Below are 12,171 nucleotides of genomic sequence, written 5' to 3'. Positions count from 1 at the left end.
GTATACTAATAAACCAGTAATCGCCGTTTCATCTATCTCCAAAAAAATAGTATTAATTTCCAGCATAATATTTCGTTGTTATAGACAACACTCAACATTTATATCTAGAACGCTTACTGAAGTAATACCCAAGTAATCATCAAAATTTTGTGCCTATTGACTTAAATACTTATCAATTAAGAGAAGACCCTTTACACGTTTCAACCAACCACTGACGCTGTTGCTGCTTTTGCGCTTGCCCAAGAAGCGCTTCTTCAATTTTTGTTTTTGCTTCATCAAAGGGTATTTTGTGTTCAGCCATGATTTGTTTGCACCATAACAAGTGGTAACCCATACCGGTAAAAATCGGCTGACTAAAACTCGCTTGGTCCATGTTAAACAGGGCTTCGTCTAGCTGAGGTAATAACTGGTCTCGTGCGACTAAGCCCAGTTTGCCGCCACTTACCGCGGTTGGACATTCAGAATGTCGCTCGGCTAACTGTTCAAAATTGTCACTATTCACTTGCTTCGCCAACTGATAGATACGTGACTTAGCTTGAGTTGGCGCATTCTCTTTAAACTGCTCATTAACAGTAATCAGAATATGATGAGCTGCTCGCCGTTCTACTTGTAGGAATTTTTCAGGGTACTGCTGATAAAACGCTAGGGCTTGCGCTGCGCTAACGGGCGCGACATTTTTACTTACATACGCCAACACAGCTTCACAACTAAGCTCTAAACGTAGCGCGTCTCGCAGCCCTGGCTCACTTAGCTGATTAGCCAGTAGCGCTTTATTAAATGCTTCAGGGGATTCAAAATTTTGTTTGATAAGCGCTAAACCTTTGTTTAGCTGCGCATCATCAACATGCACCAGTTTTGCTTCTTTAGAGGCAAGCACTTTTTGCTGAATATGAAAGGATTTATTCACTACCCTTTGCAACTCGGCGACCTGTTTTGGGCTTAATTGATCTGGATTTAGTTCAAACAAAGAAATGCTGGTTTTCATACAAAGATAAGCTTGAGGGCTGTCTATTGAACTAGTTAACGGACTACCTGCAGTAAGCTCTACACTATCCAACATAAGCGGCCTCCTCAAGGCTTACTAATGCGCGCTCTGGTACCTCTACATCGAGTTCGCCAATTTGAATTCGATAACTTGGGCTAGTTTTAGCTTTACGCCTTACTGCTAATACATCAACAATGCTGCCTTTATTGGCCACAATTTCACCTTCTTGCGATAAAGAAAGGCTTAGCGCTGCTTTATCACCATATTCAAATTGATTAGGCTGCCATACCAATTCGGCATCAATTAACTCGGCCTCTTTACAGCCAATGGTTAATCCACGATTAATAAACTGCACCTGGTAGATAAGGTTATTTTGTAAATGGTAACCCGATTGTCGAACGTACCCGCAAGCACCACGACGTACTAATAACGCACCTTTTTTGCAGCCAGGGAAACTTCCGTCGTTGCGAATATTCTCAACCACTCTCACTTTGCATCCATAACCAAATTTTGCTGTATTCATCTGCTACCTCACTGTTTAACAGCCGCTACACGTTTTACAAGCGGGTGCAGCATGCGCCAACACCACGCCTTTTTCTAACAGGCAGTAAGCTTTGGCCACCGCCGCTTTAAATTCGTTAAAATTGCTACATTGTTGCTCGGAAAGCACTTGGCCAAGCAAGCGTAAATACACCACCCTTTTTACTTGTAGTAAGTTGGGTTGATAACTCACCTTAAAAAACTCGAGAAACGACTCTGCACTGCTTAAGCTAGCTATTTGCTGCTGCAACTTTGGATCTTCTATTGCGTGAACTAACATGGCCTACTCCTTTATACACAAAGTGCTTGTGGAAGCTGCGGCTTAACACATTGTTGATAAAACCCGAATAACTCATGGGAACTGGGGCTACGTTTATTGCGTTCTGCCCAATTCACCAATAGTGATTTTAGGGCCATACACTGGGGCTTAGTTAAGGCAATGCCGAGTGATTGATAGACCGATTCAATGGCCGAAAATCCAGAATGTTTGCCTAATACCACGGTGTGGTTACGGCCCAATAACGCGGGCGAAAAACCTTGGTAGTTTTGCGGATCTTTTAGCAGACCGTCTACGTGTATTCCTGACTCGTGGGTAAAAACATGTTGACCAATAATGCTTTTGCTTACCGCCACACTGCGCCCAGAGGCTTGAGCCACTAATTCACATATTTTAGGAAGCTGTTTTAAGTCTATTTCAGGAATAGTTCGCTGGCCTGCCAAATGCGTAACATTCAGCGCCATTAAAACTTCTTCTAGGGCTGCATTGCCGGCTCGTTCACCTAAGCCAATAACGGTGGTATTCACCGAGTCAACGCCCGCCCTAATAGCCGCAAGCGTATTGGCGGTAGCCATACCCAAATCGTTATGGGCATGCATCTCAATGTGTAAATCACTGCTTTGTTTTAGGGCGCTAATAAATATTTCAGTGGCAAACGGGTCCAGTACCCCCAAGGTGTCGGCGAAACGAAGCCGCGATGCACCGGATTTTTGCGCCAGCTCAGCAATAGTTTGTAGCTCGCCTATGGTGGCCCGAGAGGCATCTTCCATCCCCACACATACCTTAATACCTAGGTCTAAGGCTTGGGCAATACCGCGCTCTAACAAGCTAAATAACTTCACTTTGCTAAGCGCCAACTTCGATTCACGTTGCTGGTTAGAAGCAGGAATGGAGATGTCCAAATAGTCTAAACCTAGGCCAGCAGCGAGTGATATATCATGCTGATTAAGCCGGCTCCAGCCCATGGTTTTACTGGTGTTTAGCTGCTGGCAAATGGCACTTATTACCTCGCGTTCGGCGCTGCTCATTGCCGGTACGCCTACCTCTAACTCTGCAATACCAGCAGCTTGTAAACTACTGGCTATGTTTAGCTTTTCTTGGGCGCTAAAAGCCACGCCCGCTGTTTGCTCACCATCACGCAAAGTGGTGTCGTTTATAATTAACATGGTTCCCTCCCCCTTTATCGTTCGCTGACTACTCGAGGATTAAGCGTAAACAGGGCTAAAACTTTGCTCTGCGGGTTGATTGCTTGCGGTATCCCAATAAGGCGAAAGCATCCGTAATTTTTCCACGATGCCTGGTAACACTGCCAGCACTTGGTCAATCATTTCTTCACTCGTAAAGCGAGACAGCGAAAAACGAATCGCGCCGTGTGCTGCGGTATAAGGAATATCCATTGCGCGCATAACATGCGATGGCTCTAGTGAACCTGAAGTACAGGCAGACCCTGAAGACGCAGCAATGCCGTGTTGATCCAACATCAATAAAATGGACTCGCCTTCAACAAACTCGAAAGCGATGTTGCTGGTATTAGGCACACGATGACGAGGGTCGCCGGTCACGAAACAATGTGGAATCCGCGCTAACAGCCCTATTTCCAAACGGTTGCGCATCATCTTGATTCGCGCAGAATCTTGTTCAATAGATTGCATGGCTAGTTCTGCCGCTTTACCCAAACCAACAATGCCGCTGCTATTTTCTGTACCTGCTCTACGACCACGCTCCTGGTGGCCGCCACGCAGTAATGGCCGGAATTTAGCCCCACGGCGCAGGTACAAGGCGCCCACTCCTTTGGGTGCATGGAACTTGTGCCCAGAGATAGACAGCAGATCTATACCGCTGTCAGCGACTTGAATAGGTAACTTGCCAGCGACCTGCACTGCGTCGGTGTGAAATAAAATGCCATGCTGTTTTGCTAACTCTGCCATGCCGCGAATTGGGAACAGACTCCCAGTTTCGTTGTTTGCCCACATAAAACTGGCTACAGCGACTTCGCTACTTAGCGCTTGTTTGTACGCTTCCATGTCTAATCGACCACGCGCATCTACTTTTATCCAATGCACCGTATAACCTTTGCGCTCAAGGTTTTGACACAGCTCTAACGTGGCTGGGTGTTCAATCACTGAGGTAATGATCTCTTTCCTATTAGGAAAGGCTTCAATGGCCGACATAATGGCTGTTGCGCTGGCTTCGGTGGCACACGAGGTGAAGATAACCTCGCTACTAAAGCTTGCGCCGATCAAGGCTTGCACTTGTTGCCTTGCATGTTCTATCGCTTTACCAACTTGCTCACCAAACTGATGGATAGAAGAAGGGTTACCATAAAACTCACTTAAATAAGGCAGCATTTGTTCCAGTACTTTGGCATCAACTTGAGTAGTGGCGTTGTTATCCAAGTAGGCCAGCGGAGTGGCTTTGTTTAGCGTAGTTAGGTTGCTCATAGTGTTGTTTCCTTAAGCTAAGCTGGCTGCGCCAGTTGGATATACAGTGATGGTTTCGCCTAATACGGCACTGATCTTCTGCTCGATCATGGCTAGGGTGGCACCCGATAGACCACAACCATTACAAGCGCCGGTGAGTGAAACAAACACCATGTCATCTTCTACGTCTGACAATTGCACATCACCACCGTCTGCTTGAAGTTGCGGCCTTACTTGCTCTAGGGCTTGTTCAATAAGACGTATCTTGCCAACAATGGTATTAGCTTTGCTCGGGCTAGCTGGCGTGACAATGGGATCTGCCAATGGCGCACCTAAGCATTCTTCGAGTACCCATTCAATTTTCTCATGGCAAGCTGCACAGGCCCCGCCAGCCTTGGTGTAGTTGATCACCTCATCTAAGGTTTCGAGTTTGTTTTGGCTTACCACGCGTTTAATTAGCGCATCGTCGATGGCAAAACATTTACAAATGAGTTCACCTTCTTCATGTTCTTCGGCAATTTCTTCTCCACGATATTGCGCTACCGCAGCATGCAATGCTTCCATTCCCATGACTGAGCAATGCATTTTCTCTGGCGGTAAACCATCTAAAAAATCAACGATATCTTGATTTGAAATACGCATTGCTTGATCGATGGTTTGACCAATGATCATCTCGGTTAATGCCGACGAAGATGCAATCGCGCTGCCACAGCCAAAAGTTTGAAATCCGGCATCTTCAATCACATCACTATCAGGGTTTACTTTAAGACTAAGACGCAAGGCGTCTCCGCAGGAAATTGAACCCACGTCTCCAATGGCGTTTGCATGATCGACTGCTTTAGCATTTTTGGGTTGAAAGAAATGCTGTTTTACTTTTTCTGAATAGTTCCACATACGCTACCCCACAATGATGAGTTAATTGGTAGTGGTAGTAACCCGCTGTGATAAGACAACATTACTGCCCTAGACTGAGTGTTGATAAGCCATTGGGAACCTAGAACACAGCGTTTCTTGCTCAAGGGCCGCAAACTCAATCACAACGGGTTATTACCTACATTAGGTATTGCAAGTGGGATACCCAATCAACCAATGGGCGTAACCAACTGATAAATATAGATTTATCAACTCGGGATAAATATTTCCAGTGTGAGTTAAATCACATTATCGGATGACTTGTTAGATTTGCTACAGGATGTTGTAGGCCTTAATGACAATTGCTGATTAAGCTGCCCAATAAGCGGCTGGGCAAAATACCGACTTAACAGTAAGCCAGAGACAAACCCCAATAGAGCGGCCCCTAAATTAATGTATTCGACCGTATGAGGATGAGCGGCCGCAAACAAATAGTTAGCCAATAAAGCAAAACCAAGCAAACCACATAAAGCAGGAGCAAACATCACCATAATGGCTTTTAGTAAAAAGCTGTCGTGGCAATTCATGTCTACTTGCTGCCCAACCTTATAGTGCGCTGGGCTGGTAAGTTCTGCTCGTAGCAAGGTAGCTGTTTCACTGTTCACAGTGACACAGCTATTTTTACTCGCACAAGAAGAACAGGCACTTTGCCGCTGTCCTTCTAAAACAACTTTATCACCTGACACGCTAACCACATTTAAGCTTACTTGTGCCATAAGATATGCTTCCTAGACCAAAGCGCTAGCGGGTGTATGGGTGTGGCAATTTTTAGCACATACGGTAGAGCAAGCCGCACAGCCAATACAATCACCGGCGTTTTTCAGCTCCATCACCATCACTACATCGTCGTCATAATCGTCATAGGCTTCGTCATCTTCGTCTATTTCTCGCTCAACCAAATCAAACACATCACGTGGGCAAACTTTGTAGCATCGCCCGCAACCAATACATGCGTCTTGATCTAATGCCGTAACAAACTGCGGTTCCCAAGGTGATCCGTCTCTGGTGAGCCCCATAAAGTTTTTATCGCTCATTACTCTTTCCTTTTTTAGTTAATTTACATTCCATTACCTTGTTACCAAGGCTCATCTAATAGTTCGTTTAAACGTTGGGTTTGTTCGGCTGAATCAGTCTGTTTGTTTTGCATCCACGCCATCGGTTGATGAACAAACTGCAAGTGAATTTCTCCCAACAAAACACTAAGCTCTATATCGCTATCTACCATTAAACTACTGATACCCGATTGCTTAAGTTTTTCTATTGCTCGTTGGCCACAAGCGTTACTGAATACGGCTGCACAGCCTTTAAGGGCTTCGATGCGTTGGCTCAAGCGCCCAGCGTCGTGACCAGGTTTAGTCACTTCAAACTGCAGCGCTTCAATAAGTTGAATATGTTGCTCACCAAAACCATAAATCAAAAAGGTATGCGCACTACCAAAATGTTGGTCAACCTTGTGTTTACTCTCACTGGCAAAAGCCACTTTAAAACAGTGCTCGCGTTGTTGGCCGTCTTCGATAATTGAAAGCTTTCTTTCCATCGCATTCATAGCAGCACCTTAGGAAATGGGCAGTGGATGTTTAACACAACTTTCTGGTTCAAAACGGTAAGCACTTACATGGGCAGGTACTTCGTCTTGATGATTGGCTTTTAGTAAATTAGCCATGGCAAATAAGCGATCTCTGGCACCTTCGTATCCCACTTGCAGCGTATCGCTATTACCAAACTGATCATGGCAAGGGAAGCCTGCTCGTAATACCGGTGTGGAGGGCTCGCATAAATTGGCGCAATGGGTATTGCCTATAACAAACTCACTATCGGCAATAACATTGGTAAGGTCTGATAGATCCCCTACTACCACGTTATTTGCCTTAATCGCTTTAAGCTCTGGCACATTGAGGGTTGTGACTAGTTTGTTTAACACTGCACCATTTTCGGCTAACAAGGTTGCGTAACCTGCTGCTGCGTCGGGCTCTAAGGCCATAGACACTTGGCTAGCTGATAACAGAAAGTGGCAATCTAACATGGCGTCTTGCAACCGTTTACGTTGACGATTTATCCAATCGGGCACTGCTTGATTGGATAGCCTAGACAGCAACATTACCAGTTTGTCACTCTTCTCTAGGCCCATAACCAGACCTAATGAGTGATAAGGCACCGCATAGTGTTCTTGTAACAATTTTGCTGCGGGTAATAGAGATTCGCCAAGCACCAAACTCGCTACGCTATTTACCATGCTGGTAATTTGATTTACCCCGGTACCGCCAGTACTGGTGTTAGAAAAATCTTCATCGGCCAAGTGGCCATCTAAGGAATCACTTAAATTGGGGAGTAACACCGCGTTAAATCCAAACGCTGAGCAATACCGTTCAATTAACTCACAATCTGCGCTGGTTAAGGCCACTGAGCAAAACACATTAAGTTGTGGCTGTGCTGCAACCGTAGATTTGCTATCAACAGTAGGCTCTACAATTAACTGTTGCACGCAAGCTTCAACAGCATGTGCAAAACCACTTTGCATCGAGCCGCTAAAATCTGGGCTTGATACAGAAACCAGTCTGCTTTTTAAATACTGCGGATGGTTAGCTTTAAATTCACGAATGACTCTGGCTACGTCGCAGCCTTGCATCTCCGTTAAGCCTGTAGTCACCACCATAATTAACTGAGGCTGATGTTTTTCACATAACAGTGCCAATGCTTTGCTTAAGTTGTCGTCACCTCCCATTACTGCAGCAATGTGGTCTATGGCAGTGTTTTGTAGCGGTATGGGTTCGCGATAATGTTGTATCAAGTAAACCTTAGCGAACGCCCCACATCCCTGGGAGCCATGCATTAAAGGAATGGCATTGCTTAAGCCCATACAGGCTAAGGTTGCTCCGGTAGCCGCACTGGTTTTTAACGGTTGTTCTACTAAGGCGCTGCGATTTATAGCGATGTGATGGTTATCTTTGCTCATATTATTACTCCTCGCTGCTTAATCGTACTTTTTGCTGCCACGGCGCAGTACTAGCAACCAGCGGCCAAATTGGACTTTCTAAGGTGCGGCACAGTTCTTTAGCAAAGGTAAGCATGCCCTCGTAGCCTGCGTAGGCGTGTTCACGCTCTTGGTTAATATCGAGGAACGGTAAGCGCGCTTTAAGCGCGGTATACATGTTTCGCCCACCTGCTATTAATAAGTCGGCCTGTTGCTGGCTAGCAATGTCTAATAGGTTTTTTGCACCGCCCTCGTCTAACATTAAGGCTTCGTCACCCATTATTTGTTTAATACGGGCTTTGTCTTCAGCAGTGGATTTTTTGGTCCCTGTAGCCACTACGCTAACGCCTAGCTCTTGCAATGCTGAGACTATCGACCACGACTTTACTCCGCCGGTATACAGCAGGGCCTTAGTACCAGTTAAGCGATTAATATAAGGCTGCAGTTTCTTGCGAATGGCAATTTCCTGCTCAGCTATCAATACCTCTGTTTCGCGGATCACTTGCGGATCATCGATCAATCTAGCGAAGCTTCTTAATGCTGCTGATGTATCCTCTACGCCATAAAAACTGCCTTCGAACCAGGGAATGTCCCAGCGTTCTTCTAGCATACGTGCTACGTTTATTTGCGCGCGAGAGCACACCACCATGGCCGCGTCGGCTCGGTGCATGGTTTGAATTTCGTGGAAGCGGGTATCGCCAGACATACAGCTTAATACCCGATACCCTAAACGTTCTAGTAAGGGTGATACGTGCCAAAATTCTCCAGCAATATTGTATTCACCTATCAGCACAATATCGTTTACTTGACGTGTTGGATCGTGGCGCATTAAGGGTTTTGCTGGCGGCTCAGCACTTCCAACAACCTGTTTTACCATTACCTCTCCCGCAATGCGGTTGCCTAGGTTTTTACTCCCGTAAAAACCGGCTGCATCTACTGCAACAACGGGAAGTTCCCAGCGCTGCTGGGCCAGTTTGCATATCGCGTGAACGTCATTACCTTCTAAGGCAGGAACACAAGTAACGTAAACAAACACAGCTGGCGGCTGATGTTTCTCGATAACGGTTTTTATAGCGTGAAGTAACCGTTTTTCTGCTCGACCCATTATCACGTCTTGTTCGTTTAAATCTGTGGTAAACCCTAATCGAAACAAGTTGCGACCAGAGGCGCGAGTACCTCGGTTATTCCAACTGTTCCCAGCACAAGCTATAGGCCCATGAACAATATGGGCAACGTCGGCTATCGGTAGCAGGCTTATTTGGGCTCCATCAAAACTGCAACCACCCGCAGTTGCACCAGGCACCGGCCTAGCACAGCCGCTTTTTTCTCCTTGGTTATGCTCACAAGCTGGCTCATCTAATAATTCAGCAATATCACTTCGCTTCATGCTTACTCCTCATCACTTGTAACTTTGCTTGTTAAAGCACTCAGCAGATCTAGTTGCAACAGACATTCCAAAGCCTTAGGTGTTGATATATATGAATATTCTCTTGTAGCAAACACAACAAAATACTGCCAAACAACACAATGTATCGGTATCTCGTACACCTTAATCACCAACAAAAAAGGGCTTACCCGTGAAGGTAAGCCCTTTAAAACTATGAATGTTGTTTAAGCCAAAGGATTACTCGTTGACTAATTTCCAGGTACGGATCCAGTCAACTTTCATAATGTTATTGTCGTTGTTTAATAGGTCATCTTTTTGAGGAAGACCCCCTACCCAACTTGAATCCTGGCTCCACAAATCCCAAATAATGAATTGCTCAAGCGTGAATGGCTGCTGGGTGGTTACCTTGTTTACTGGTTCACCGTTTAGGTAAAACTGTACGGTATGCTCATCTTTCCACCATGCACCAAATACATGATAATCCTCGGTCCACAAAACACCTTGCAAAGTATTTTGATCCGATAGATCGGTACGGTTATCAGAGTTACCATGGTTACGTTCTGTTGAGCCGTTTTTAGCAATAAAGTATTGCGAGTTCATTTTCCAAGGAAAGTCTGGCTGGCAGTTACAGGTAGGAACAGGGTTGATTTCGATGATATCAATCTCATCGCGATTGTTAATGTCACCATTGTTTAACCAGAATGTTGAGTAGGCCGAAATGTTAGCCACTTTTATCCGGCTTTCGGTATACATCGGGAACTTGATTTTAGCTACCGAGCGTACTCTAGATGATTCAAACCACTGGTTAGGGCTGTCGGCATTTAAGGTTGCTTGGATCCACAGGTTACCGTCGGCCACACCTGAATTCTTGTTCAGCATGTTGACTGGTGTATTTCCATAGTTCCAATTGGTTTTTAACCACTTAGCACCATTCCAAAATTCAAATTCATCAGATAAGTTATCTACTTTTTCCCAACGTTTACCTTGTGGAGTTGTGTTATTAAAAGACACAAAACTAGGTAAGCTAGCATCGGCTGTATTTACGTCGATGACGTTTGGTGAAGAAACTTCGCAACCGCTGCTATCTACCGTGGCTCCAGGTGGCGTATTTGGACAAAGATCGATGGCGTTATTCACACCGTCGTTATCGTCATCTAACTGTGATGGTGAACATCCATTTTGGTCTACGGCTTCATTTAGCCCCGTATTCGGGCATAAATCGTTAGCATTTAGAACGCCGTCACCGTCGTCATCTAACAATGGAGGCTCTGTGGGCCCAGTTAATTCACCCTGCCAAATCAATTTGAAAGATTCTAAGTTCCATTGCCAATCATTTGTACCAAGTGCGTGAATACGCACTTGTTGAACACCCGCTGGTAACGCTACTTCAGTATTAGCAGTAAGTGGTGAAAAGTTATCCCAACCGTTGGCTGGTACTTGAGCTTGAACATAAGAACGCCATGCTCCGTCTTCCATTACCAGTAACTCAATGCTTGAGTTTTCGGTGATGGCGGTAGCAACATTAAAACTCACTAAGTACATACCGGCTTTGTCTACACTAACGTCGTAATCGACAAAATCACCGCTGTTTATGTAGTTAATAGCACCTTGCCCAGCGACGGTATATTTACTGACCGGTGTTTGCTGGTTATCGTCAAAAGTGCCACCCTGACTTACAAAGTCTTCGGCTTCGATATTTATAGTGCCAACAAGGTCGTCAGGATTAGCGTTGTCGCCATTGTCTACATCATAAATAAATCGAAATTCTTGATTAGGATGATCGGCTAAACATGCCCACTGATGAAATTCATCACCGTTTTCAGTATAGGCACCTGCTACGTCTAAACATTTTTCTGTTTGTTGGTTTTTTAATTTAAACCAGCCATTATTCATGTCTAGCAACGACCAATATTGTTTTTCATCGTTTACTTGGCAATCTAACTGTTGAATATCAGCGCCATTACTTACATCACCATTTTTAACTTCTAAGCACTTACTACTGGCCTTAGTTTTTATGCTGTAAAAACCATTACCTTGGTTAACAAAAGCTAATCGTTGGTTGGCATTATTTTCACCACAAGTCCATTGAGCAAAAGGGGCAAAGTTAGCTGTGTTACCAGCAGACAAATCGATACATTTACCGCTATGGCGAACCTCAACATTACGGTATTCTGCGTCGCTAACCGTAGCTGCCGACAAGGGGGCTGACATAACAAACGCCATGGTGACACCCAGAGATATCTTGTTTCTAAAAATCATGTTGTTCCCATTTTATATTAGTTAATCCATTAAAGTATTGAAAACAATACTGGCCAACAATGGAGTCGATTAAACCAATTATTAATTCATACGAGAAACTAAATAACAAGAATAAATTATTTCAAGAACACCCTGTAGAACAACTGAAAACATATTAAAAACAACAAAACGCGGAAAACTAAAAATACTACATAATGAATAATTATAGTATTCACAATGAACAGATCACAAAGTAAACATTTTCATAAGCAAGTAAATAAATTTTAGAATTAAAATAACCAATAGGTATTACAAAATCAATTAATAAAAATATTTTTAAATTTATTTTTAATTAATAAGGTAAAAGTAAGGATTTACAAGAAATAGGCTTCGCTAAACGTTTCTAGCTCGTAGTCTTAAAGCTAAAATAGTAGAGGTTTC

12 protein-coding genes are annotated in these 12,171 nt (G+C 44.3%); all 12 read right to left on the bottom strand.

Going from position 1 to position 12,171, the window contains the following annotated elements; all coding sequences use genetic code 11:
* Positions 1-172 precede the first annotated feature (172 nt).
* Positions 173-1,060, bottom strand: coding sequence for a nitrogen fixation protein NifM (gene nifM / locus Q4592_RS01660; RefSeq protein WP_303508939.1), 888 nt, complete (start codon positions 1,058-1,060; stop codon positions 173-175).
* Positions 1,050-1,508: a nitrogen fixation protein NifZ gene (locus Q4592_RS01655; protein ID WP_137673250.1), complete on the bottom strand. Its 459-nt coding sequence runs from the start codon at positions 1,506-1,508 to the stop codon at positions 1,050-1,052. The genes nifM and Q4592_RS01655 overlap by 11 nt, the downstream gene beginning before the upstream one ends.
* Before the next feature lie 15 nt (positions 1,509-1,523).
* Positions 1,524-1,805 carry a nitrogenase-stabilizing/protective protein NifW gene (locus Q4592_RS01650; protein WP_303508936.1) on the bottom strand — a complete coding sequence of 94 codons (282 nt, stop codon included), beginning with the start codon at positions 1,803-1,805 and terminating at the stop codon, positions 1,524-1,526.
* Positions 1,806-1,816: 11 nt separating this feature from the next.
* On the bottom strand, positions 1,817-2,968 hold the full coding sequence (gene nifV, locus Q4592_RS01645; RefSeq protein ID WP_303508933.1) for a homocitrate synthase: 1,152 nt from the start codon (positions 2,966-2,968) through the stop codon (positions 1,817-1,819).
* 39 nt (positions 2,969-3,007) lie between these two features.
* Positions 3,008-4,243: a cysteine desulfurase NifS gene (gene nifS, locus Q4592_RS01640; protein WP_303508930.1), complete on the bottom strand. Its 1,236-nt coding sequence runs from the start codon at positions 4,241-4,243 to the stop codon at positions 3,008-3,010.
* A 12-nt stretch (positions 4,244-4,255) separates the two neighbouring features.
* Positions 4,256-5,116: a Fe-S cluster assembly protein NifU gene (nifU, locus tag Q4592_RS01635; protein ID WP_303508927.1), complete on the bottom strand. Its 861-nt coding sequence runs from the start codon at positions 5,114-5,116 to the stop codon at positions 4,256-4,258.
* A gap of 257 nt (positions 5,117-5,373) precedes the next feature.
* A complete protein-coding gene (locus tag Q4592_RS01630) occupies positions 5,374-5,850 on the bottom strand; it encodes a SoxR reducing system RseC family protein (RefSeq protein WP_303508924.1) in 477 nt (158 codons plus the stop codon).
* 12 nt (positions 5,851-5,862) lie between these two features.
* Entirely contained in the window at positions 5,863-6,168 is a 306-nt protein-coding gene (gene fdxB, locus Q4592_RS01625) for a ferredoxin III, nif-specific (RefSeq protein WP_137673256.1), read from the bottom strand.
* A 41-nt stretch (positions 6,169-6,209) separates the two neighbouring features.
* A complete protein-coding gene (locus Q4592_RS01620) occupies positions 6,210-6,680 on the bottom strand; it encodes a NifB/NifX family molybdenum-iron cluster-binding protein (protein ID WP_137673257.1) in 471 nt (156 codons plus the stop codon).
* 9 nt (positions 6,681-6,689) lie between these two features.
* Complete coding sequence (gene nifN, locus Q4592_RS01615; RefSeq protein ID WP_303508918.1) at positions 6,690-8,087, bottom strand: nitrogenase iron-molybdenum cofactor biosynthesis protein NifN; 1,398 nt, start codon at positions 8,085-8,087, stop codon at positions 6,690-6,692.
* A 4-nt stretch (positions 8,088-8,091) separates the two neighbouring features.
* Positions 8,092-9,492 carry a nitrogenase iron-molybdenum cofactor biosynthesis protein NifE gene (gene nifE / locus Q4592_RS01610; RefSeq protein WP_303508916.1) on the bottom strand — a complete coding sequence of 467 codons (1,401 nt, stop codon included), beginning with the start codon at positions 9,490-9,492 and terminating at the stop codon, positions 8,092-8,094.
* A gap of 237 nt (positions 9,493-9,729) precedes the next feature.
* Positions 9,730-11,751, bottom strand: coding sequence for an RICIN domain-containing protein (locus tag Q4592_RS01605; RefSeq protein WP_303508913.1), 2,022 nt, complete (start codon positions 11,749-11,751; stop codon positions 9,730-9,732).
* Positions 11,752-12,171: the final 420 nt, after the last annotated feature.

Source organism: Agarivorans sp. 1_MG-2023 (assembly GCF_030548385.1).
Lineage (GTDB): Bacteria > Pseudomonadota > Gammaproteobacteria > Enterobacterales > Celerinatantimonadaceae > Agarivorans.
This window is presented reverse-complemented; position numbering and strand designations above follow the sequence as displayed.

Bases quoted from the DNA above. Each gene is read 5' to 3' on its own strand.
- nifS (WP_303508930.1), bottom strand. From the start codon at position 4,243: ATGAGCAACCTAACTACGCTAAACAAAGCCACTCCGCTGGCCTACTTG.
- nifM (WP_303508939.1), bottom strand. From the start codon at position 1,060: ATGTTGGATAGTGTAGAGCTTACTGCAGGTAGTCCGTTAACTAGTTCA.
- fdxB (WP_137673256.1), bottom strand. From the start codon at position 6,168: ATGAGCGATAAAAACTTTATGGGGCTCACCAGAGACGGATCACCTTGG.
- Q4592_RS01620 (WP_137673257.1), bottom strand. From the start codon at position 6,680: ATGAATGCGATGGAAAGAAAGCTTTCAATTATCGAAGACGGCCAACAA.
- nifV (WP_303508933.1), bottom strand. From the start codon at position 2,968: ATGTTAATTATAAACGACACCACTTTGCGTGATGGTGAGCAAACAGCG.
- Q4592_RS01655 (WP_137673250.1), bottom strand. From the start codon at position 1,508: ATGAATACAGCAAAATTTGGTTATGGATGCAAAGTGAGAGTGGTTGAG.
- Q4592_RS01605 (WP_303508913.1), bottom strand. From the start codon at position 11,751: ATGATTTTTAGAAACAAGATATCTCTGGGTGTCACCATGGCGTTTGTT.
- Q4592_RS01650 (WP_303508936.1), bottom strand. From the start codon at position 1,805: ATGTTAGTTCACGCAATAGAAGATCCAAAGTTGCAGCAGCAAATAGCT.
- nifE (WP_303508916.1), bottom strand. From the start codon at position 9,492: ATGAAGCGAAGTGATATTGCTGAATTATTAGATGAGCCAGCTTGTGAG.
- nifU (WP_303508927.1), bottom strand. From the start codon at position 5,116: ATGTGGAACTATTCAGAAAAAGTAAAACAGCATTTCTTTCAACCCAAA.
- nifN (WP_303508918.1), bottom strand. From the start codon at position 8,087: ATGAGCAAAGATAACCATCACATCGCTATAAATCGCAGCGCCTTAGTA.
- Q4592_RS01630 (WP_303508924.1), bottom strand. From the start codon at position 5,850: ATGGCACAAGTAAGCTTAAATGTGGTTAGCGTGTCAGGTGATAAAGTT.